This window comes from Pantoea allii (genome assembly GCF_002307475.1).
In the GTDB taxonomy this organism is placed as follows: domain Bacteria; phylum Pseudomonadota; class Gammaproteobacteria; order Enterobacterales; family Enterobacteriaceae; genus Pantoea; species Pantoea allii.
Map to the genome: position 1 here is coordinate 93,174 of NZ_NTMH01000032.1, position 21,848 is coordinate 115,021.

Here is a 21,848-nt window from a genome sequence, read left to right on the forward strand (position 1 = left end):
AGATGATTTAGTTACATCATACTGTAGGTGAAATCATTAAGGTGCCCGAATCAGGCGCAGAGCGGCGGGTAAGTTAAAGCGTAATGGCGACTTAGAGAATGAAGGCGCTTAGTTGAAACGGCGAACCCTGTTAAGCCAGCGTGCGCTAACGCTCCGCTTAACCGTTCATCGATCGATTAAATGAATGTGGTGTCATTCAGACCCTGGCTATATATTTTCCGCCTGGCTCATCGTGCTATCAGCGGCTGGTGGGACAGAGATACGTTGTCGCGCTGAAATATTGTCTCTTGTTTTCATACTCACCAGGACAGCATGAATATTTATAACGGAGAGTAAAAAATAACGCCTTAATCTGTCAGTGCGCCTGAGCACCGGGAAAGTGTACTTTTATCATCTGACAGAGTGAAGCTGCTGCTGCGGATACATTTTTTTCTGCGTAATGCAGCGTGACGCCAATGCTTCCTGCATCAGGCAATTTTTGCCCGGTAATAATCCCTAACGATGACGGCATGCCTGTTTCAGTGCGTAGCGTAATGCCCAGCCCCGCTGCGGCCGCCGCCCATATACCGCTCAGGCTTCTGCTGGTAAACGCAATACGCCACGGGATATTCATGCTGTCCAGTGCGGCTGTCGCTGCGCTACGCATCATACAGGGTGCATCAAAAACCAGTAACGGCAACGGTCGGTTCTGCAAGAAAAATGTGCCGATATCCAGATCCTTTGCGCCTATCCAGCATAGCGGTAACGTGCCAAGCGACTGGCTATAAGCACTGCTCTCTTTACCCTGCCAACTCAGTGCGATATCGAGTTCGTTTTGGCGAATAGCTTCTAACAGAGGTTTATTACGGGTGAACGTTGCTGATATCTGCACATCGGGATGCGTACGTGAAAATTGTCCAAGAATGGTGGGAAGGAGTGACTCTCCAAAGTCTTCCTGCAAACCCAGACGTAGCTCGCCACGGATACCAACGGCCTTAACGGCTGCATAAGCTTCATCGTTCAAACTCATGAGCCTGCGCGCGTAAGCAAGCATAATTTCACCCTGGGCTGTAAGAACCAGATGTCGCCCTGACTTTTGCACCAGCGCTGCACCTGCCTGTTGTTCGAGCTTTTTAAGTTGGGCGCTCACGGCCGATGTTGAACGACCTAAGCGTTCAGCGGCGGAAGCAAAGCTACCCAGCTCAATGCCGGTCACAAAAGTGCGTAAGGTTTCCGCATCGAACGTAACGGGTCTTTTAGCCATTATCTGTCCTGTTTTTTGGGATTAAGTGTCCCATTATTTCTGATTTTATAAATTATTGAGGCGTTTTATCTTTTTACCACATCCACCAGAGGAAGATAAATGAACGCTATAAAGGTGACCCGAGAAAACATGGCTGAACTTGCCCCAAAGCTGGCATTGCTCAGTGAAGAGGTGTTGTTTGGCGATATCTGGCAGCGGGAAGCGCTTTCCCCGCGGGACAGAAGTTTAGTGACGGTCAGTGCACTTATTGCGCTGTCTCGACATGAGCAACTGGACTGGCATCTTCAGTTCGCGCGGAAGAATGGTGTTTCTGATGAGGAAATAACAGAAGTGATAACGCATCTTGCCTTTTATTGCGGATGGCCAAATGCCGTTTCTGCGTTGACCGTCTTCAAAAATGCACAGCCTGAGTAAGGAGCCTGTATGCCTGTCACTCGTATCGCTATCTCAACACCGCGTTTTCAGCAGTGGCGAGAGGCTGTTTCTGATGCTTTACAGCAGTCACTTGAAGCGTCGTTTGCCGTACCACGCGGTGACTGCTTTCAGTTTTTTGATTGTTATGACGATCGTAGCCGCATTTTTGATCGACACTATCTGTGTGACGGGGAAGCGGGCCGTAGCGATGACTTCCTTATGTTTACTGTTACCGCCGGTAAAGCGCGCAGCACTCAACAAAAGCAGGCTTTTTATCGCGATCTGATCGGGCGTCTTGAACAAGCGATTGGCATAAACCCCCGCGATGTCATGGTCATTATTCATTTCACACAATCTGAAGACTGGTCTTTCAGTCATGGGAAAATGTTTAGCCTGACGGCTATTCCACACGCTTAAGGAGAAAAGTATGCTTGCTATGCAATATCGGTTTGTTCTTCCTGCTGATTACGACATGACAATCATTAAACGCCGGATTAATGACCATGGGCATAAGATGGATTTCCGGGTCTCCTGTTTAAAGCCTGGCTTTATGCCTGCAAATCCAACAGCCCGACATACAGTGAAGAAAACAGCTATGCGCCATTTTATCTGTGGCAGAACGCAGAAAGCCTGCACCGTTTTCTGTCCGGGGCCGGTTTTAAAAAACTTACCGAGGACTTCGGCTGGCCACAGGTGCACACCTTTCCGGTCTTATCGGCTGACTTAGGGCCAGATATCTCGCATGCTGGCTTTGCATCCCTGGCGGTGAGTCGCGTTCCTGCATACAGCGAACTTTCCGGGCTTACTCAGTGCACAAATCAATCCGTGGCTGTAGCACGCGTCTCTGCTCTGGATACCTTTCACTGGCGGCGCATAGCATTTTGCCTGTGGACAAAAGCGCCTGCGCAAAATGCACTGCACACGCAACACTACGAGGTTGGTCGTCTCTCTTTTCCCTAAATGTGCCTTATTTACCGTCTGACACAAAATTATCGGTTAACCGGATATCTAAATGACCGGTTGTGTGGCTATCTTACAGTACATGCCAGACTATTTCGTATCACCACGCTGGCAACGCAGTCGCGTTATCACATGACGTTAATTTTTCCATTTTTAGCTAACGAACCTAGTATTAAAGTACAAGGGCACTTTTGCCTGCTTGTCGACGGAGAAAAAAATAATGCGTATCAAGAATCACCTGAAAATATTGACGACCGCAACGCTCCTGGCACTGAGCCTGCCGATGACCTCCGCATTTGCTGCATTACCGGTCGGTGCAAATGCGCCAGATTTTAAACTGGAAGCCGCACTGGCAGGTAAAGAAACAACCTTCTCCTTGCAGCAGGCGCTGCAAAAAGGCCCGGTCGTGCTTTATTTTTTCCCAGCGGCGTTTAGTGCCGGTTGTACGTTAGAAGCACACGCATTTGCTGAAGCCACCGATGAATTTAAAAAACAGGGTGCGACAGTTATCGGCGTGACCGCAGGTAACACCGACCAGATTGAGAAATTCTCAAAGCTTGAATGCCGCGATAAATTCACCGTTGCCGCCGATCCGGGTGCAAAAGTGGCCGCGGAATATAAAAGTACCATGGAGATGAAAGGTAAAACGCTTTCCGATCGTACCTCCTATGTTATTGCGCCAGATGGCAAAATTTTACTGAGCTATACGGATAAAAACCCGGAATCCCATATCCAGAAAACGCTGGATGCCGTGAAAAAATACCGCCAGGCTAACCCGGCTTAATCTCAGATCTGGACAGATAAATCATGCTGACTGCTATCGCCGCCGCTTTTCTGGGTGGCATCATGCTTAATCTTATGCCATGCGTGTTTCCGGTTATTTCGCTCAAAGCGTTGAGCCTGATACGGCATCACGCCCGGCCAGCCCATGCTCGCGCAGAAGGGCTCGCGTTTTTGGTTGGCGTTGTTGTCACCATGGTTTTACTGGTCAGTCTGTTATTGCTGGCGCGATTGGGTGGGGCATCCGTGGGCTGGGGCTTTCAACTGCAATCACCTCTGGTGATTGCAGTGTTAGTCCTGGTGATGCTGGCCTCGGCGCTCAATCTGTTCGGCCTGTTTGAAGTGGGATTATCACTTCAGCGGGTCGGCGAAGTCGGGGGCAGCCAGGGTGGGCTGATTGGTTCCGCGTTGACAGGGGCATTGGCCATCATTGTTGCCACTCCCTGCAGTGCGCCCTTCATGGCCAGTGCGGTAGGTTATGCGCTGACGCAGCCGCCCTTTATCAGTTTTATTATTTTCCTTTCGCTGGCGCTGGGCTTTGCCGCGCCTTTCACCATGATTTCCTTTTTCCCCATCGTCGCCAGGATACTGCCATCGCCTGGCGCCTGGATGATCACCTTAAAACATGCCCTGGCATTTCCGATGTTAGGTGCGGCTGGCTGGTTAATCTGGGTACTGGAGCGCCAGGCAGGCTCAACCGCGCTGGCGGCGATACTAACCTGCTGCCTGCTACTGAGTTTTGCCGCCTGGCTGTATGGGCTGGCACAGAAGCGGCAGATGATGGGGAGGCGGCATTGGGCTTTACACATCGCTACGGCTGTCGTGATCGTTTTGCTGGTTCCCCCTTTAGTCACGCTTAAGGGCTCAACGGCGGCAGCGGATTCGTCAGATGTTGTTGCGGCGGCGGCGGTTGCGTGGTCACCTCAGAACGTTGATGCCATTAAAGGGCAGGGTAAACCGGTCCTGGTGAACTTTACCGCCTCCTGGTGCATTACCTGCCAGGTAAACGAACGCACCTCGCTGTCTACCCAGGCGGTAAAAACAGCCATGGCACGCACGAACACCATCTATATGATTGCAGACTCGACAAAGTACAATCCTGACGTTGAACAGGCGCTCAGTGACTTTGGTCGTGGTGGGTTGCCGCTTTATGTGGTTTATCCGGCTGATGGCGGAAAACCGGTGGTGTTGCCTCAGGTATTAACCCCCGGAACGGTAATTACTGCCTTGCAGCAGGCAAGTGAAAAAGGCAAAAAATCTTAGTGGCAAAAGCAGAACGTGAATGCCTGATAAACGGCCATAGCCCGTTGGGCTAAGGCCGCTATTATCAGCAGTTTCATGGCTTTTGTAGCAAAACCCTTCACAGGATAATGATGAAGACGATTGGGCTTATTGGCGGCATGAGCTGGGAATCGACAATCCCTTATTATCGTTTAATTAATGAGGGGATCAGGTCCCGGTTAGGCGGCCTGCATTCTGCAAAACTGCTTCTGCACAGCGTCGATTTCCATGAGATTGAAGCCTGCCAACGCAGTGGTCACTGGGATCGGGCAGGTGAGTTACTGGCCGAGGCAGCACAAGGTCTGGCAATGGCCGGAGCTGATGCCATCGTGTTGTGCACCAATACCATGCATAAGGTTGCCGGCGCGATTGAATCTCGCTGTGATTTGCCGTTTTTACATATTGCCGACGCGACGGGCCGTGAGATAGTGAGCAAAGGAATGAACCGTGTTGCCTTGCTTGGCACACGATATACGATGGAACAGGATTTCTATCTGGGTCGCCTGACTAAGTCGTTCTCAATAAACACTGTCGTACCCGATGCGGAGCAACGTGAGGTCATTAACCGCATCATTTTTGATGAACTGTGTATGGGGATATTTACGGACGCTTCCCGGCACTATTATCTTGACGTGATACAGCAACTGGCTACGCAAGGCGCACAAGGCATTATTTTTGGCTGCACGGAAATAGGCTTGCTGATTCCAGAACAGCAAAGTGCGTTACCGGTGTTCGATACCACCAAAATTCATGCCAGCGATGCGGTGAATTTCATGCTGTCCTGATTCACCCTTACAGAGTGAATCAGTGCACAGGCGTTTAAAGCGTGTCGAAGATAACGTAGAGCTTGCGCATGGTTGTGTCCATCACCCAGGTGCCTTCGGTATTGGCTTCGAAGAACAAGGTGTCACCGGGTTTAAAATGCTGCGGCGCTTCGCCATCTGCTGTAAACGACCCCGTTCCTGACAGGAAATGCATCATCTCTGCTTGCTTAACGCCGCGACGATAACTTCCAGGCGTACATTCAAAAATTCCCATATCAATGTTTTCATGGCCCGGAATCACCTTTTGCAGTCCTGCCAGTGCGATTTCGGGTGAGCCAGGCAGACCTTCCACGGTTCCCCATGGCTCAAGTGTCTTGAGTGAAGCAGGTTGTTCAAGTTTTTGTACTTTCATTTTAGGCTTCCCGAGCCAGCCGCCACGAATGCGGCCTGATAGTGAATGATGCTTCAGGGTAAACAAAAGCAGAAAAACAAAGCGCGTCTTTAACGTTTCCTCATGAAAGTTATGCGCAAATAAGATCGCCGTAAAAGCATGAAATTTCTGACAGCCTTGGGCACAGGGTTTACACGCACGCGGATGTTGGCATTACGGTTTGAAGCCACGTTTAAGACTGGAGCCAGGCGGTAACATCAGCCTTTTATTCCCCGTTGCTCTAATTGGGTTTGGTACGTTATTCGCGGTGCGTTACTGAGAGTATTCGCAGCCAGGTTAAACGACATTAATCTGATTTATTATATGATTTTATTGAATAATTTTAATTTAAGCGTGATGTAAACAGGTCACGATCTGGCAAGGAATAATCTGATTTATTAGGTCCGTCTTACAATGGAAATATAAAGGATCTATTTTGCCACTGCTGAGGTTAGATACAGCACAGAGCAGAACAGCAGAGCGTTCTGTCATCCCAGGAGCAATCTCTTAAGGGTAAGCTATGAAAAATTCCTCCGTCAAAATGGCACTGAAAACAACGGTATTCTCGATCGCGACGTTTGTTACTTTTCAGAATGCAGCATTAGCGGCTCCCGACGCGCATCACTTATTTTCAATAAATGATCAACAGCCAGTTTCTTCTTTGTTCCAGAAAAACAAGCCGGATAATACGGGTAAAATTGAGCTTGCAGCACATCAAAAGCTGTCAAGCGGTCTGCGTATTAATACTGCCTGTGATGATACCGGTGAACCCTGCCCGCACGATGACACTCAGGATGACATGTCCTGAATTCGACCTGCCGCACTTCCTGAGCTGAATAGTGATGGTTCGATTGGATCTCAACCGCCGAAGGGCGGTTTTTTAATATTGTCCTGCGCGGCTCAGACGGTATGTGCATCGCATCGCTAATGCCCATTTTTAACGCGGTTTGCCATCACATCTTTCCTTACCGGTTAACCGTTTCGCTTTAAAAATGAACGATCTGCGCCACGATAAATAAAATTCTTAACGGCGGTTAAACGGTTTGAAGATTTACTCACCCCGGCCAGCAGAAGTGTTCTGGTTAGCTATGCTCAGAAGACAGTAACCCGTTTTCGCTATTTATCAGGGAGTCATTCGATGAAAAAACTTTCACTTATTCTTGTTACCGCAGGTCTGCTTATGGCGATGAGTTCACAGGCAGAGGCAAAAGGCTGTCTGAAGGGCGCGGCCGTGGGCGGTGTGGCGGGTCACGTTAAACATCACGGCGTTGCCGGTGCAGCAGCAGGCTGCGCAGTTGGCCACCATATGGCCAAAAAGAAACAGAAAGAGGCTGACAGTAAACAGCAGGGGCAACAGCAGGGCGGTTAATCCTCCTGTTTATTCCTGCCCCTCTCTGAGAGGCGGCAGGAACGGGCTACACAGGTTTGGTCGCCCGCGCCTCTCTGTCCTGTCACACCCTGTTCAGCTCCTCCACGCATTGCTGTCCTCTTTTCTCCTTCGCCGCAGTACCTCAGCTCAGTAAGCTGGCTGCCACATTGACGGATAGCCCCAGAATAGCCAGATTAAAAATAAACGAGATGACCGACTGTAACAGCGCGAGTTTACGCATTTCCATCATGCCCGTTGCCACATCAGCCGTCTGGGATGCCACCGCGATGGTAAATGAGAAGTACAGAAAATCCCAATAGGCGGGATTGGCAGGTTTTTCCGGGAAGATCAGCGGGATAACGCCATGGCTCCGATGCAGGTAGTGCTGATGAGCATAGTGCATAGCAAATGAACTGGGCAGCAAGGCCCATGACGCAATGAGCGTCAATGCAGTCAGTAACATATGCAGGGCGCGCGGCGTACCCGTGAGACTTTTTAGCGTTGGTAGCTCGCTCATGATCGCGACGATGCTGATCATACAGGCAACAATCACCATCCCCAGAACCAACGTGGCGCTTTGATCCTGCATCTGGGCGATGTGCTTGATTTGGTCTGCCTCCGTGCGCAGCATACGAAACCAGATAAACCACAGATAAAGCCATGCCAGCACGTTCCAGCCGATCAACAAACGCTGTAATTCCCCTAACTGCTCAGGCAAGAAGAAATAACAGATTACGCCTGCGGCGATGGAGATCAGCAGGCGCAGGCGAGCAAAGAGATGTGATGTCAGGGAAGAGGACATGGTAATCCTGTTTTGACTGAATATTGAATCAGTTAACTGTAGTTGATGACGAGGAGCATGGCACTGGAAGTATGCACGTAAGTGAACAATATCTCGCCTGGCCGCGCCCATTTCTTTATCAAAACAAGCCACTCTCAGCACTGATTATGTGCAACGCACATTCAACGCTCATCATTCTGGTGCTCATGATGCCCTTAAATTATGCATTCTACTGATTTATCACCCTTTAATTTCTGGCACGCCAATTGCTAAAGTTTTAAAAGAAAGCAGCGCATCACACAATTTGTTATCGAATAGCCAGCTAGGGTTCCGGTTCACACAGGTGAACGTCTGGTCCGAGAGCAGGCGACCTCTGCGAGGTTACACGGCGGGACAAAAGCCCGGGAGACAGCAGCACCTTTGGGTGTCGCGCTGCTCCCGTTTTTTTTTGTGCCAACCAGAGGTTAACCATGAAGACATCGCCGCTCCTCCGCTCACTTTTTCTGTCGCTGGCGCTGCTGGCCAGCTTTCCCTCTTTCGCCGCAGTAAAAAAAGAGTTCAACATCTGCTGGACTATCTATGCGGGCTGGATGCCCTGGGGCACCATCAGCAACGAAAAAATCATCGATAAATGGGCCAGTAAATACGGCATCAAAATTAATATCGTGCAACTCAATGACTATATCGAATCCATCAATCAGTACACGGCGGGTCAGTTTGACGGCTGCACCATGACCAATATGGATGCATTGACCATCCCAGCAGCAGGCGGCGTCGATACGACAGCACTGATTACCGGCAGCTATTCCGATGGTAATGACGGTGTCGTGCTAAAAGGGGTGAATAAAAAACTCAGCGATCTGAAAGGGATGTCGGTTTATCTGCCTGAGCTTTCGGTGTCGCACTATCTGCTGGTCCGTGGTCTGGAAAAAGCCGGACTGCAGGAAAAAGACGTTAAAGTCGTCAATACCTCAGATGCGGATATTGTCTCGGCTTTCGGCACCAGCAACGTACGGGCGGCAGTGGCCTGGAATCCACAGCTTTCGGTTATCAAAAAGACCCCGCAAACCACAGAAGTGTTCAGCTCTTCGGAAGTGCCCGGCGAACTGATTGATATGATGGTCGTGAATACCCAAACCTTAAAAGATAATCCCGCCTTGGGCAAAGCGCTGACCGGTGCCTGGTTTGAAATGATGAGCAAAATGCAGGCTGGCGATACGCAGGCGCTGAGTGCCATGGCTGCCGATTCCGGCATTGATCTCGCCGGTTACAAAGCACAGCTGAAAACGACCCATCTGTTCTGGACCCCTGCCGACACGCTGACCTTTATCTCCTCGCCGGATCTGGCGAAAACCATGCAGCGGGTTGCGACATTTTCCTTCGATAAAGGATTGCTGGGAGAGGGCGCACAAAGTGCTGACTTTATCGGCATGATGTTTCCCGGCAACACCACCGTCGGCAATACAGCAAACATCAAACTGCGTTTCGACGACAGCTATCTGAAGATGGCTGCTGCGGGCAAGCTGTAATAACTGATCTCGGGAGTTCATGTCATGCGCCACATCAATCGCCATCCCCGACAGGGGATGCGCCTGACGCTAATGCTATTGCCGTTTGTGTTATTGATCGCCACCTGGTTTATCGGTTCGGCGGTGCGGCTGGAGGCTAATCCGCAGGACAAGCTGCTGCCTGGTCTGTCACAAATGATCGCAGCCGTTGACCGGATGGCATTGACCCCCGATAAGCGCAGTGGTGAGTATCTGCTGTGGGCTGACACGCTGATTAGCCTCAGCCGTTTGCTGATTGGCCTGACGCTCTCTTCGCTGATTGGCTTGTGTATTGGTATCGCCGCTGGCGTCTTCCCGTTGTATCGCGCGGCGCTCTCGCCGCTCATGACCGTGATTTCGATGATCCCACCGCTGGCTATCCTGCCGGTGCTGTTTATCGTTTTCGGGTTAGATGAGCTATCGAAAGTCATGCTCATCGTTATCGGCATTACACCAATGCTGGCGCGTGACCTTGAACAGCGCGCGCGCGAAATCCCCGCAGAGCTGTTTATCAAAGCACAAACCCTTGGTGCTAATAGCTGGACGGTCGTCCTGCGGGTAGTGCTACCCCAGCTTTTATCGCGCCTTATTACCTCGTTGCGACTGCTGCTGGGATCGGCCTGGCTGTTTTTGATCTCCGGTGAGGCGATTTCCGCTACTGCCGGTCTGGGTTACCGCATTTTCCTGGTTCGACGCTACATGGCGATGGACGTGATTATTCCTTATGTCATCTGGATAACGCTCATCGCGTGGCTGATGGATTTGGCCTTAAGGCAATTGCATAAAACCTGCTTCAAGTGGGCGGAAGGAGGCCAGGGATGAGTTTTATCGATATCAAAAATATCTGGCAGGAATACGGTGACCACGTGGTGCTGGAGCGCATCAATTTGCAGGTGAAAGAGGGCGAGTTCTGCTCAATGGTTGGCGCGTCCGGCTGCGGTAAATCGACGTTTTTACGTCTGCTGCTTGGCCAGGAAAAGCCAACCAGGGGAGAAATCATGCTCGATGGCAAGACGCTGGCGGCGGAACCCGATCGCAGCCGTGGCGTGGTATTCCAGCGCTATTCAGTATTTCCGCATCTTAACGTACTGGATAACGTCGCCATTGGTCTCGAACTGGCGGCTTCACCGCTGTTTGGCCGTTTGTTTGGCGCAAGAAAACGCGATGCCCGTCAGCGGGCGCAACTGATGCTGGAGAAAGTAGGGCTAGGGCACGCGCTCGATAAATACCCGGCGCAGCTTTCCGGCGGGATGCAGCAGCGGTTGGCGATTGCTCAGGCTTTCGTCATGCAGCCGCGGGTGCTGCTGCTTGATGAGCCTTTCGGCGCGCTGGACCCCGGCATTCGCAAAGATATGCATGCGTTGCTGCTCCAGCTGTGGAGCGAAACCCGAATGACGGTGTTTATGGTCACCCACGATCTTGCGGAAGGCTTCAACCTGGGCACCCGGCTGCTGGTTTTCGACAAAGTGCGCCTTGACCCCCAGGCACCCAACGCATGGGGCGCGCGCGTGACTTACGACATCCCGCTCAATGAAGCGCGCATGGCGCAACTGGTAACCGGTAGTAACAATAATCTTTATGCATTAAGGAGATAGTTTGATGACCGCACTTTTTCACTCCTCACCCAGCCTGCGCGAAGAGCGGCTTCCCGGCGGGGCGCATACCTCGTTCATTTTGCGCAAGGGGCAAATTCTGCGCCTGACCGATATCGACGGCGGGGCTAACGTCAGCATGATGATGCTTAACCCTCACGAAAAAAGTGAACGCCTGAATCTGCCGGATACGCTTAAGGGCCAACATACCGCTCGCCTGACAGCCGGGCATTGCTTCTATTCCGATATGGGCCGTGTGTTGGCCGGTATTGTCGCGGATAGTTGCGGCTGGCACGACCCGTTCGGCGGGGTACTCAATGCAGAGGAAACGCGTAATAAGTACGGTACGGGCCGCTACCAGGAACTGCGTAACGGCTTCTACCGTAACGGTGTCGATAATCTCCTGGTGGAGATGGGCAAATGGGATCTGGGCCTTGAAGATTTGCTGATGGTTGTCAACTTCTTTAGCAAAGTGAGTGTTGATAAAGACGGCCGCTTTACGTTTCACCGGGACAATAGTCGCGCGGGGGATTACGTCGAGCTGTTTTCACCTATGGATGCGCTGATAGTACTGACTGCGCTGCCACATCCTCAGGACCCCGCCGCTGAATACGATCCGCGCCCGATCCAACTGAGCTGGTATCAGGCTGACGATGTGCAGGCAGTGACGGAAGCGCTATTCACACGCGATGAAAATCAGCGCGCGTTCCTCAATACCCAACTCTTTTCCCTGTAAGGAGGCTGTGATGACCCTTATCAACAGTAACCGTCGTCCTGAAGATGCCGTTTATCGCCATGTGATCCCGGCGGGAGAGCCCTGGCTATTTGAGGTAAAGAAAGGGCAAACGCTGCGCCTGCTCGACCTCGAAGGTAATCAGGCGATTGATACGCTGTTTTACAATGCTGATAACCCACGCGAACGCTACGATCCGCAGCGCACGCTACGTCGTCAAGGTAACGCTTACCTGACGGCGGGCAGCGTCCTCTATTCAAATCTCGGCAATCCGCTGCTGACTATCGTTGCCGATACCTGTGGACGCCACGATACCCTTGGTGGTGCCTGCGCGCAGGAGAGTAATACCGTGCGCTATGCCCACGACAAACGCTATATGCACAGTTGCCGGGATAATTTTCTCTGTGCCTGCCTACACGATGGCCGCCTGCATAAGCGCGATATCGGGGCCAATATCAACTTTTTTATGAATGTCCCCGTGACGCCGGAAGGCAGCCTGACCTTTGAGGACGGTATATCGGCCGCAGGAAAATACGTTGAGTTGTTTGCCGAATGTAACGCCGTGGTGCTGATCTCCAACTGTCCGCAGTTGAACAACCCCTGCAATGGCTGGAACCCTACGCCTGCAGAGGTGCTGGTATGGAACTGAGTCAACGGCAGTAACAGCGATGTCTGGCCTTCCGGCTTTTCGCTGTTAGCACCGACCACCTGAACACGTACACCGACGCACCCATCTTACGTGCCGGTTGGCCCCGGGGACGGCCCCAGGGGAACATCGAATGTTGCGGGACGGCCCGCTTCCCTGAGAGTTCCGCTTATGTTTGATAGCTTACTGATTGCCAATCGCGGCGCGATCGCCTGCCGCATCTTGCGTACCCTGCGCGCCATGCAGGTGAAGGGCATCGCCGTGTACTCTGAAGCAGACCTGAGCAGTCTGCATATCCGCGATGCGGATGAAGCTTTAAGCCTCGGTGACGGCCCGGCGATGCAAACCTATCTGGTGGCTGAAAAAATCATCGCCGCGGCGCAGCAAAGCGGGGCCAACGCGATTCACCCTGGCTACGGTTTTCTCTCAGAAAACGCCGCATTCGCCGAAGCCTGTGAAAAAGCAGGGCTGATTTTTGTCGGACCAACGCCACAGCAGCTGCGTACCTTTGGCCTGAAACACACCGCCCGAGCCCTGGCCAAAGCAGAAGGTGTGCCGCTGCTGGAAGGGAGTGAACTGCTGGCTGATATCGACGACGCCAGCCGCGCAGCAGAGGCGGTAGGCTATCCAGTGATGCTCAAAAGCACCGCCGGAGGCGGCGGAATTGGTATGCGCGTCTGCCGGGATGTGCAGGAACTGGCGGAGGCGTTTGAAACGGTCCAGCGGCTGGGGCAAAACAATTTCAGCGATGCCGGCGTGTTTCTTGAAAAATACATTGAGCGCGCCCGTCATCTTGAGGTGCAGATCTTTGGCGATGGGCAGGGGAAGGTTATCGCTTTAGGCGTACGTGACTGTTCGGTACAGCGGCGTAATCAGAAAGTGATTGAAGAGACACCGGCACCCAATCTCCCTGAAGGCATGGCGCAGGCGCTCTGCGCGGCGGCCATTTCGCTGGGCAAAGCCGTAAACTATCGCAGCGCTGGAACGGTTGAGTTTGTCTATGACAGCGTGGCGCAGCAGTTTTATTTTCTTGAAGTAAATACGCGCCTTCAAGTGGAGCATGGCGTAACGGAGCAGGTCTGGGGCGTTGATCTGGTGCGATGGATGATTGAACTGGCGGCGGGCGATTTGCCCCCACTGGATGACTTGTTTGCCGGGCTAAAACCACAGGGGCATGCTATCCAGGCAAGAATTTATGCGGAAGATCCCGGCCGACAGTTCCAGCCTTCGCCCGGCCTGTTAACCGAAGTCGTCTTCCCGCCTGCCGATGGTGAAACGCTACGTATTGACCGCTGGGTCGAAGCGGGATGCGAAGTCCCGCCGTTTTTTGATCCTATGCTGGCAAAAACCATCGCCTGGCGTCCCAGCCGCGATGAGGCTATCGCCACGCTGACGCAGGCGCTGGCGGAGACCCGGTTATACGGCGTAGAAACTAATCGCTTGTACCTGATGCAAATTTTGGCGTTCGCTCCCTTTGCCGCAGGCGAACCCTGGACCCGCTGTCTTGAGCAACTGTGTTATCGAGCCGCCACGGTTGAGGTGCTGAGTGCCGGAACCCAAACCAGCGTTCAGGACTACCCTGGGCGGCTGGGATACTGGGCGGTGGGCGTGCCGCCGTCGGGACCGATGGATGACCGCGCCCTGCGTTTCGGCAATCGGCTTTTGGGCAATGCCGAAGGGGAAGCCGCGCTGGAAATCACCCTTATGGGGCCAACTTTGAAATTTAATGCCTATGTTCAGGCGGTGATATGTGGTGCGCCCCTGGCTGCCACGCTAGAGGATGTTGCTGTGCCGATGGACTGTGTTTTTAGCATTCCGGCTGGCGCAACGCTGAAGCTGGGTGCGATTAGCCACGCGGGCGTCAGAAGCTATCTCTGTCTGAGCGGCGGCATTCAGGTGCCGGATTATTTGGGCAGTAAAAGCACGTTTACGCTTGGTCAGTTTGGCGGTCACGCCGGACGGGCGCTGCGCGGCGGCGATGTGTTGCATCTGGCTCCGCGAGCTGCCAGCCAGACCAGCGCAACGCTGCCCATCGCGCTGCGTACGGCACTCCCGCAGGTGCGTACGCTGCGGGTGATTTATGGCCCGCATGGCGCGCCGGAGTTCTTCGAGCCAGAATATATTGCGACTTTCTTTGCGACAGACTGGGAAGTGCATTTTAACTCCAGCCGTACCGGTGTGCGCCTGATCGGACCAAAGCCGATCTGGGCGCGCGACAGCGGGGGAGAAGCGGGGTTGCATCCGTCAAATATTCACGATAATCCTTACGCCGTCGGTGCCGTAGATTTTACAGGCGATATGCCGGTGATTCTGGGGCCGGATGGCCCCAGCCTGGGCGGTTTTGTCTGTCCGGTGACAGTGATAGAAGCCGACCTCTGGCAGTTAGGGCAACTTAAAGCCGGCGATAAAGTGCGTTTTGTGGCCGTGGATTTAGCTACCGCCCGCCGACTGGCTGAAGGACGACGCAACGAGTTAGCCACACTCGAGGTGCAGAAAATCACCTGGCAACCGGCCCCCTTGACGTCACCGATCATCATGACCTGCGGCGAGGGAGATAAACGCCTGGTAGCGCGCCTTTCCGGCGACACCCATTTGCTCCTTGAGGCAGGCGAGCCGGAGCTGGATCTGGTGCTGCGTTTTCGTATTCACGCCTTGATGCAGGCACTGGAAGCGCCATCCCGAAAGGGCGTAATTGATATCACGCCAGGGATTCGTTCACTGCAAATCCATTTTCAGCCTGAAACCCTGACGCTGGCCTCGCTGCTGACCTGGGTGCGCGATGAATGGGCGGCAGTATGCGTTAGCGACGACCTGCAGGTACCCACACGCGTGGTGCATTTGCCGCTCTCCTGGGATGATCCGGCCTGCCGGAAAGCCATAGAGAAATATATGACCACCGTACGCCATGACGCGCCGTGGTGCCCGAGTAACCTTGAGTTTATCCGCCGGATAAACGATCTGCCTGATGAAGAAGCAGTATGGAATACGGTGTTTGAAGCCAGCTACCTGGTGATGGGGCTGGGTGATGTGTATCTCGGTGCGCCAGTCGCGACGCCGCTTGATCCGCGCCATCGTCTGGTAACCACCAAGTACAATCCGGCGCGTACCTGGACGGCAGAGAATTCGGTTGGCATTGGCGGTGCCTATCTGTGCGTTTACGGCATGGAAGGGCCTGGCGGCTACCAGTTTGTGGGCCGCACGCTTCAGATGTGGAATCGATATCACGACGTCGCTGATTTTGCTGGTCAACCCTGGCTGTTGCGTTTTTTCGATCAGCTACGCTTTTATCCCGTATCGGCAGAGGAACTTTTGCATATTCGTCGTGATTTTCCACTTGGCCGCTATCCGCTGCGTATTGAACACAGCACGCTACGGTTAGCAGAATATCAGCAGTTCCTCGCACGCGAAGCACAGAGCATCACTGCGTTTCGCGACCATCAGCGGCAGGCGTTTAATGCTGAACGCGACCGTTGGATCGCCAGCGGTCAGGCCCATTTTGACAGTCAGGAGATTGTGGCTGATGAAGTCGGCGATGCGCCGCTACAGCCGGGTGAACAGGGGGTGGAAAGCCCTGTTTCCGGCAATTTATGGCAAGTGCAAACCACTGTGGGTAGCCGGGTGCGCGCGGGCGATGTTCTGGTTGTGCTGGAATCGATGAAGATGGAGATTCCGCTTCTGGCACCCTGCGACGGCGTGATCCAGCAGGTTAATGTGCAACCGGGCAGCGCAGTACGCGCAGGACAGTGCGTAGCGGTGATTATTGAGGATAATGCTTAACCTGGCTGGGATCTGATGTACATCTGACTATCCCTGGCGACGAATTGTCGCAAAGGTCTAAATATCCTGCGCCTGCTGACCGATATCCGTCAGCGGGCGCAGGTGCTTAAGCAGAGTTCCATGAGAAAAGGTGGCAAAGTCATGAACCACTTTAAGGCGGGGAACGTCATTCATTGTAATGCACCCCGAATCCTAAGCCGTCATCAGTTGCGTTCTCAGCTGTGAAAGCCTGGAAAAAGGACGATAATGCGGACATCTCAATATAACCAGAGGCGAACATCTGAATTTAGCCATTATCATATCGGTGCACATAATCTATCTTATGTTAAATAAGATATCTAATTACGTACTCAGATGACTCCCCGGCATCACTGGCTCCTCACCTGCGTACCTTTTCGTTCTAAAGCCTGTTCTGCACCGATCGCGCTACGCGAAAAATGGCCCATAAATCCCCTGCGGGTTTCGCAGAATTCACATAGCGTTGTCAGCCGCGTTAATATTACGCTTAAATAAGCCGTGTAGTCTGGACGGAGTCAGACGCGAGCTAATTATGTCTGGAAAACAGCGAGTCCCACAAATTGTCACGATGACAGTAGAACGTACGTAACTTACTTGGCCGTGCACGTGAGGCCGGAATCAATCTTAGTGCCGCGCTTGACGCCGAACTGCGTCAATATAAAGCACGCAAGTACCAGGAAGAAAACACTGAAGCGCTTGATGCATTAAACTGTTTTCACGATGAAAATAGTTGCTTCAGTGATGATTACAGGCGTTTTAATAATTTAGTTCACTGTCTACCGCAATATGGGCAAACGTACTCTCTATTCCTTTCTGCGTGATAAAATCCGCGACTTATTGGCCAGTGAAATCGCAGGATTGCTATCCCTCTTCTGCCCGTTGAAAGTATCCAGCTCGCACCCGACCGGAAAGACTTATCCCGCTTGTGAGAGTGCCAGATGAGCGTGAATATGCGGTTATGACCCACGAGATGGCGAGTATCCCCGCTCATGCGTCAGGCCCACTGTTCTGTGATGCCTTGCCTTATCAGACAGTGATTAAAGCGGTGATAGGTTTTCTTTTTAATGGTATTTAACGACTTAACGATTTCTATTTTTATGTTTTGAAGCAATAAATTTCGAGGGACGATCAAATCCTTAAAATAATTTAAGCGCCTCATCGAAGATGACTCAAAAATTATCTGACTCAATAATAGTCGTATCAGGATATATAAAATGATCAAGAAGCTATTCATCCGTGTATTACTCACCCTGCCCTTATAATTAATCGACAATGTTTCTCCTGTTCTGAATTCAGTGCGCCTCCGATTATGGCTTCAGACAATCCCGACTAAATAATATTGAAATGAACAGGCGTCATTTTGCATCGGGTGCCTGCCACTGCTTAAAAGATGGTGGCCCAGGCGAAAAATAATGTAGCGGGCATCGCTGGTTCAGCTAACGCTGATAAAAACAGAACCCGTCTGAATTCAGAGTGTAAAAATGCGCTACTGAAATTTACATCTGATGTGGAACCGAACATCTGCTCATCATAAATTCAAGCGAAATACATACCCGTGAGACTGAGGGTATTTTTGTGCAAAAAACCACATTTAAGCCTCCTGGCGTACAGGTTCCGTCATATCAGAACAATGTCAGTGTGTCCGTATAGCCCCTGCAGTAACCATCCATTAGTCAATGAGATAAAATAAAATTGATTTCTCCCTGCTGCTGGCTTAAGTGCGAAAGGCTTAGTTAATACTTAATTGATTATTTATCCTTAATGACTAAGATGTTTTTTTGTTTTTACACTTTCAATTGTATTGAAACTTTTCAGGTAGTTGACCCAAAAAGCTACACCAGCTATAACAATATTGTCTCTGATATTAAAACCGCAAAAAATTACGTTGAAGCAATTTGCTTTGGTATAGAAATATTTCAGTCTTGCCCGCGAGAAGAGAGGATTTTATCCGCAATCTCGTGGTTGAGATTTTTTCTACGCATACAGCCAAGGTAGCCTAAAAATGGCAGATTCTGACAGCGATGCCCTGCAGTTGCAAAAGTGCATGAGAGAGGGCGACCAGCAAATAAGCGCTAAAGTTGATTCCGCCCCGGGAGCGCCGGGTATCGCACCCCGCTGGACATCAAGTGCCAAGAGCGGAATCGGCACGGCCCTTTCAACAGACTCCCCTGTCTGGTTCTCCTTAAGCCATGGTGTTCTCAACGAAATCTATTATCCGCGCGTCGACAGCGCCTGCACCCGTGATTTCGTTTTCGTCATCACGGGGCCGGAAGGGTATTTTTCCGAAGAAAAGCGCGATTGCTCAACCGAAATCAATACCTGCTCGCCAGGCATTCCGGCCTTTTCAATCAGCAACACGTCCCGTGACGGACGTTACAGGCTTGAAAAGGACATCATTACAGATCCGGCTCGTGCCTGCGTGCTGCAACGCGTCCGTTTCACCGCTCTGAAGGGTGATATCGAGGATTACAAGGTCACCGCACTGCTTGCACCCCATCTGGTGAATGCGGGACAAATGAACGCTGCATGGATCGGCGAATTTGAAGACAAGCCCGTGCTTTTTGCCACGGGTCGCTCTTGCTACCTGGCGCTCGTCTGCGACCTACCCTGGACAGCAGTGAGCGCGGGTTTTGTCGGTACTTCAGACGGCTGGCAACAGCTGAAAAAACACGGACGCCTCGCCAACCAATATCAGCGCGCGGATGACGGCAATGTCGCGCTTGCTGGGGAACTGGTGTTCACAAGCAACTGCCGTGAAGCCACGCTGGCTGTTGGTTTCGGCCAAACGGAATTCGAGGCCGCAGCGGCGGCAACCGCCAGTCTGAAAGCGGGCTTTGACACCGCGCGGAATCACTATATCGGCAACTGGCAAGCGTGGCAGGACAAGCTCATGCCACTCGACCAGAAAGAGCGGGACGGCGTAAATACATACCGGGTTTCAACAGCAGTTCTGGCCTCGCACAGAGACGCCGATTCCCCCGGCGCCGTTGTCGCGAGCCTGACAATACCCTGGGGATTTTCGAAGGGTGATGACGATCTTGGCGGCTATCATCTGGTCTGGCCGCGGGACCTGGTTGAAACGGCAGGGGGTTTCCTGGCCGCTGGCGACGCCGACGCAGCACTCGCTATTCTCGAATATCTCCGGCACGTTCAAGAGCCCTCCGGGCGCTGGCCACAGAACCTGTGGCTCGATGGAAAACCTTACTGGCCCGGTATCCAGATGGATGAGTGCGCCTTCCCCATTCTGCTTACCGATATGTTGCGTCGACTCGGTCATCTCGACAAGAAAGCGCAGAAACATTTTATGCCGATGCTGCGCAGCGCGGCCAGCTACATTCTGACCAACGGCCCGACGACCAGCGAGGACCGCTGGGAGGAAGACTCGGGCTACAGCCCCTTTACCCTGGCGGTAGAGGTTAGCGCCCTTCTTGCTGCCGCGGACCTGCTTTCTGTCGATGGAGACGAGGCGGCGGCAAATCACCTGCGAGAAACTGCGGACTGCTGGAATGAACAGATTGAAAAATGGACCTTTGCGGGAGAGCCAAATTTCTGCGGCTCGATCGGCATTTCCGGTCACTATGTCCGCATTGCTCCGTCGGGCGTAACGGATGAGGCCAGTGCATCCGGCAATACCGAGATCCGCAACCAGACGCCGGATCGGGCGCTTCTGTCGACCACCGATGTACTGAGCCCGGATGCTTTGGCGTTAGTGCGTTTTGGACTGCGCGCCGCTGATGACCCGCACATCGTTGATACGATAAAGGCAATCGACCACAGTCTTCGTGTCGAGCTACCCCAGGGTCCACTATGGTATCGGTACACCGGCGACGGCTATGGCGAGCATGAAGACGGCGCGCCGTTTGATGGTATCGGCCAGGGACGTCCCTGGCCTTTGCTGGCGGGCGAACGTGCGCATTACGAGCTGGCAGCGGGCAGGCATGATGTGGCTGAGGCGCTATTATCCACGCTGGAAAAATCGGCAGGCCCGGGCGGGCTGTTACCGGAACAGATATGGGACGGCCCCGATATTCCCGAAAAGGAACTGTTCTTCGGGCGGCCTTCCGGGAGCGCCATGCCGCTTGTCTGGGCGCATTCCGAACATATCAAACTCCTGCGATCGCTCCACGATGGCGCAGTCTTCGATATGCCACCGCAAGGCGTCGAGCGCTATATCAGAAATAAGACCGCATCGCATTTGCGCATATGGCGCTTTAACAACCGCCTGACCTCGCTTCCTGTCGGGAAGCAACTGAGGCTGGAAACGGAAGCGAACGCCCTGGTGCACTGGAGCACGGATGGCTGGGCTACCGTCTCTGACACGCCTGCAGTCAGTTCCGGGCTGAAAACCTATTATGTCGACCTGCCTTTGCAACATGAAGACGCAGGAACCTGCGTTGTCTTCACCTTCTACTGGCCTGACGTCGGACACTGGGAACACACCGACTTTACCGTTCACGTCGTGAATGAACAGGAAGATCAAACACGCATCGATAATGGAAAATGATATGCAGATTGGAATGGTAGGTCTCGGGCGCATGGGCGCCAACATGGTACGCCGCCTTCTTAAACAGGGCCACGATTGCGTCGTCTTCGACGTGAACGCCGATAACGTTGAAGCACTCATCAAAGAGGGAGCAACCGGCGCGTCATCGCCAGCGGATCTTATTGCTAAGCTGGAGACGCCGCGCGCGGTCTGGCTCATGCTTCCTGCCGCGATCACACCGAAGATTGCGCGGGACTTCGCATCAACGCTTACCAAGGGCGACGCCATCATTGATGGCGGCAACTCCTTTTACCGTGAGGCTATCGACCTGTCCGAGGAGTTTTCATCTCTTGGCATCGACTATATCGACGTCGGCACATCGGGTGGCGTTTGGGGCCTGGAGCGTGGCTATTCCCTTATGATTGGGGGCCCGCAGGCGGCTGTAAAACGCCTGGACCCGATTTTTGCATCACTTGCGCCCGGTGCGGGTCAGAGCATCGCGGAAGACCCGGCCGTGGGCACGGCTCCAAGAGGCTATCTTCATTGCGGACCGGCAGGCGCCGGACACTTCGTCAAGATGGTACACAATGGCATTGAATATGGTGTGATGGCTGCCTATGCCGAAGGCCTGAACATATTGAAAGCCGCTAATGCCGGGACCGTCGAGCGAGAGGCTGATGCGGAAACTGCACCCCTTTCCCACCCGCAATATTATCGTTTCGATGTCGATCTTCCCGCCGTTACAGAGGTGTGGAGGCATGGCTCGGTCATTGGCTCCTGGCTGCTGGATCTCACAGCCGAGGCATTGAAACAGGACCCGCATCTCGACAATTATGATGGCCGTGTGTCCGATTCCGGTGAGGGCCGCTGGACATTGCAGGCGGCGGTGGAAACGGGCGTCCCTGCTCCGGTTCTTGCATCGGCCCTCTTCGGGCGCTTCTCTTCTCGTGGCGAAGCACAGTTTGCCGAAAAAGTTCTCTCAGCCATGCGGCATGCCTTCGGCGGCCATTTGGAAAAAACCAGGTAACGT

At 52.9% G+C, this 21,848-nt stretch carries 18 protein-coding genes, 3 pseudogenes and 1 riboswitch; of the genes and pseudogenes, 18 read left to right on the top strand and 3 right to left on the bottom strand.

The window, feature by feature from the left end; genetic code table 11:
* Positions 1-355: 355 nt before the first annotated feature.
* Positions 356-1,243: a LysR substrate-binding domain-containing protein gene (locus CMR03_RS12300; protein ID WP_096011557.1), complete on the bottom strand. Its 888-nt coding sequence runs from the start codon at positions 1,241-1,243 to the stop codon at positions 356-358.
* Positions 1,244-1,342: 99 nt separating this feature from the next.
* Between CMR03_RS12300 and CMR03_RS12305 the strand changes: the two genes are divergently transcribed.
* The 6 genes and pseudogenes from CMR03_RS12305 (at position 1,343) to CMR03_RS12330 (ending at position 5,463) form a co-directional block, all read left to right on the top strand.
* Complete coding sequence (locus CMR03_RS12305; RefSeq protein WP_063877069.1) at positions 1,343-1,657, top strand: carboxymuconolactone decarboxylase family protein; 315 nt, start codon at positions 1,343-1,345, stop codon at positions 1,655-1,657.
* Between the two features lie 9 nt (positions 1,658-1,666).
* The gene (locus tag CMR03_RS12310; RefSeq protein WP_096011558.1) at positions 1,667-2,074 is read left to right on the top strand and encodes a tautomerase family protein; all 408 of its coding nucleotides are present in this window, start codon (positions 1,667-1,669) and stop codon (positions 2,072-2,074) included.
* Between the two features lie 19 nt (positions 2,075-2,093).
* Positions 2,094-2,617 (top strand): annotated as a pseudogene (locus CMR03_RS12315) (DUF4865 family protein).
* 220 nt (positions 2,618-2,837) lie between these two features.
* Positions 2,838-3,401, top strand: coding sequence for a peroxiredoxin (locus tag CMR03_RS12320; RefSeq protein ID WP_063877072.1), 564 nt, complete (start codon positions 2,838-2,840; stop codon positions 3,399-3,401).
* A gap of 23 nt (positions 3,402-3,424) precedes the next feature.
* Complete coding sequence (locus CMR03_RS12325) at positions 3,425-4,660, top strand: protein-disulfide reductase DsbD family protein (protein WP_096011559.1); 1,236 nt, start codon at positions 3,425-3,427, stop codon at positions 4,658-4,660.
* A gap of 110 nt (positions 4,661-4,770) precedes the next feature.
* Positions 4,771-5,463, top strand: a complete 693-nt coding sequence (locus tag CMR03_RS12330) for an aspartate/glutamate racemase (RefSeq protein WP_063877074.1) — start codon at positions 4,771-4,773, stop codon at positions 5,461-5,463.
* 34 nt (positions 5,464-5,497) lie between these two features.
* Here the strand turns inward: CMR03_RS12330 and CMR03_RS12335 are convergent, their stop codons facing one another.
* Positions 5,498-5,854, bottom strand: coding sequence for a cupin domain-containing protein (locus tag CMR03_RS12335; protein ID WP_096011658.1), 357 nt, complete (start codon positions 5,852-5,854; stop codon positions 5,498-5,500).
* A gap of 538 nt (positions 5,855-6,392) precedes the next feature.
* On the opposite strand from CMR03_RS12335, the gene CMR03_RS12340 reads away from it, so the two are divergent.
* Complete coding sequence (locus CMR03_RS12340; RefSeq protein WP_096011560.1) at positions 6,393-6,680, top strand: hypothetical protein; 288 nt, start codon at positions 6,393-6,395, stop codon at positions 6,678-6,680.
* Positions 6,681-7,010: 330 nt separating this feature from the next.
* Complete coding sequence (locus CMR03_RS12345; protein ID WP_096011561.1) at positions 7,011-7,241, top strand: hypothetical protein; 231 nt, start codon at positions 7,011-7,013, stop codon at positions 7,239-7,241.
* Positions 7,242-7,383: 142 nt separating this feature from the next.
* Here the strand turns inward: CMR03_RS12345 and CMR03_RS12350 are convergent, their stop codons facing one another.
* The gene (locus CMR03_RS12350) at positions 7,384-8,043 is read right to left on the bottom strand and encodes a DUF1345 domain-containing protein (RefSeq protein WP_096011562.1); all 660 of its coding nucleotides are present in this window, start codon (positions 8,041-8,043) and stop codon (positions 7,384-7,386) included.
* A gap of 290 nt (positions 8,044-8,333) precedes the next feature.
* Positions 8,334-8,432: riboswitch (guanidine-I (ykkC/yxkD leader) on the top strand.
* Positions 8,433-8,492: 60 nt separating this feature from the next.
* Here CMR03_RS12350 and CMR03_RS12355 point away from each other — a divergent pair.
* The 10 genes and pseudogenes from CMR03_RS12355 to gnd all read left to right on the top strand — a co-directional run bounded on the left by CMR03_RS12355 (position 8,493) and on the right by gnd (position 21,845).
* On the top strand, positions 8,493-9,551 hold the full coding sequence (locus CMR03_RS12355; protein WP_096011563.1) for a putative urea ABC transporter substrate-binding protein: 1,059 nt from the start codon (positions 8,493-8,495) through the stop codon (positions 9,549-9,551).
* A gap of 24 nt (positions 9,552-9,575) precedes the next feature.
* Positions 9,576-10,391, top strand: coding sequence for an ABC transporter permease (locus tag CMR03_RS12360; protein WP_096011564.1), 816 nt, complete (start codon positions 9,576-9,578; stop codon positions 10,389-10,391).
* Complete coding sequence (locus CMR03_RS12365) at positions 10,388-11,164, top strand: ABC transporter ATP-binding protein (RefSeq protein WP_096011565.1); 777 nt, start codon at positions 10,388-10,390, stop codon at positions 11,162-11,164. Before CMR03_RS12360 ends, CMR03_RS12365 begins: the two co-directional genes overlap by 4 nt.
* A 4-nt stretch (positions 11,165-11,168) precedes the next feature.
* The gene (locus CMR03_RS12370; protein ID WP_096011566.1) at positions 11,169-11,897 is read left to right on the top strand and encodes an urea amidolyase associated protein UAAP1; all 729 of its coding nucleotides are present in this window, start codon (positions 11,169-11,171) and stop codon (positions 11,895-11,897) included.
* Positions 11,898-11,907: 10 nt separating this feature from the next.
* Complete coding sequence (locus CMR03_RS12375) at positions 11,908-12,543, top strand: urea amidolyase associated protein UAAP2 (protein WP_096011567.1); 636 nt, start codon at positions 11,908-11,910, stop codon at positions 12,541-12,543.
* Between the two features lie 168 nt (positions 12,544-12,711).
* A complete protein-coding gene (gene uca, locus CMR03_RS12380) occupies positions 12,712-16,317 on the top strand; it encodes an urea carboxylase (protein WP_096011568.1) in 3,606 nt (1,201 codons plus the stop codon).
* 550 nt (positions 16,318-16,867) lie between these two features.
* Positions 16,868-17,093, top strand: a pseudogene (locus CMR03_RS12385) (type II toxin-antitoxin system CcdA family antitoxin); the annotation flags it as partial.
* A 28-nt stretch (positions 17,094-17,121) separates the two neighbouring features.
* Positions 17,122-17,410: pseudogene (locus CMR03_RS25880) on the top strand (CcdB family protein).
* A gap of 927 nt (positions 17,411-18,337) precedes the next feature.
* A complete protein-coding gene (locus CMR03_RS12395; RefSeq protein WP_096011569.1) occupies positions 18,338-20,839 on the top strand; it encodes a glucan 1,4-alpha-glucosidase in 2,502 nt (833 codons plus the stop codon).
* 1 nt (position 20,840) lies between these two features.
* Positions 20,841-21,845, top strand: coding sequence for a phosphogluconate dehydrogenase (NAD(+)-dependent, decarboxylating) (gene gnd / locus CMR03_RS12400; protein WP_063877075.1), 1,005 nt, complete (start codon positions 20,841-20,843; stop codon positions 21,843-21,845).
* Positions 21,846-21,848: the final 3 nt, after the last annotated feature.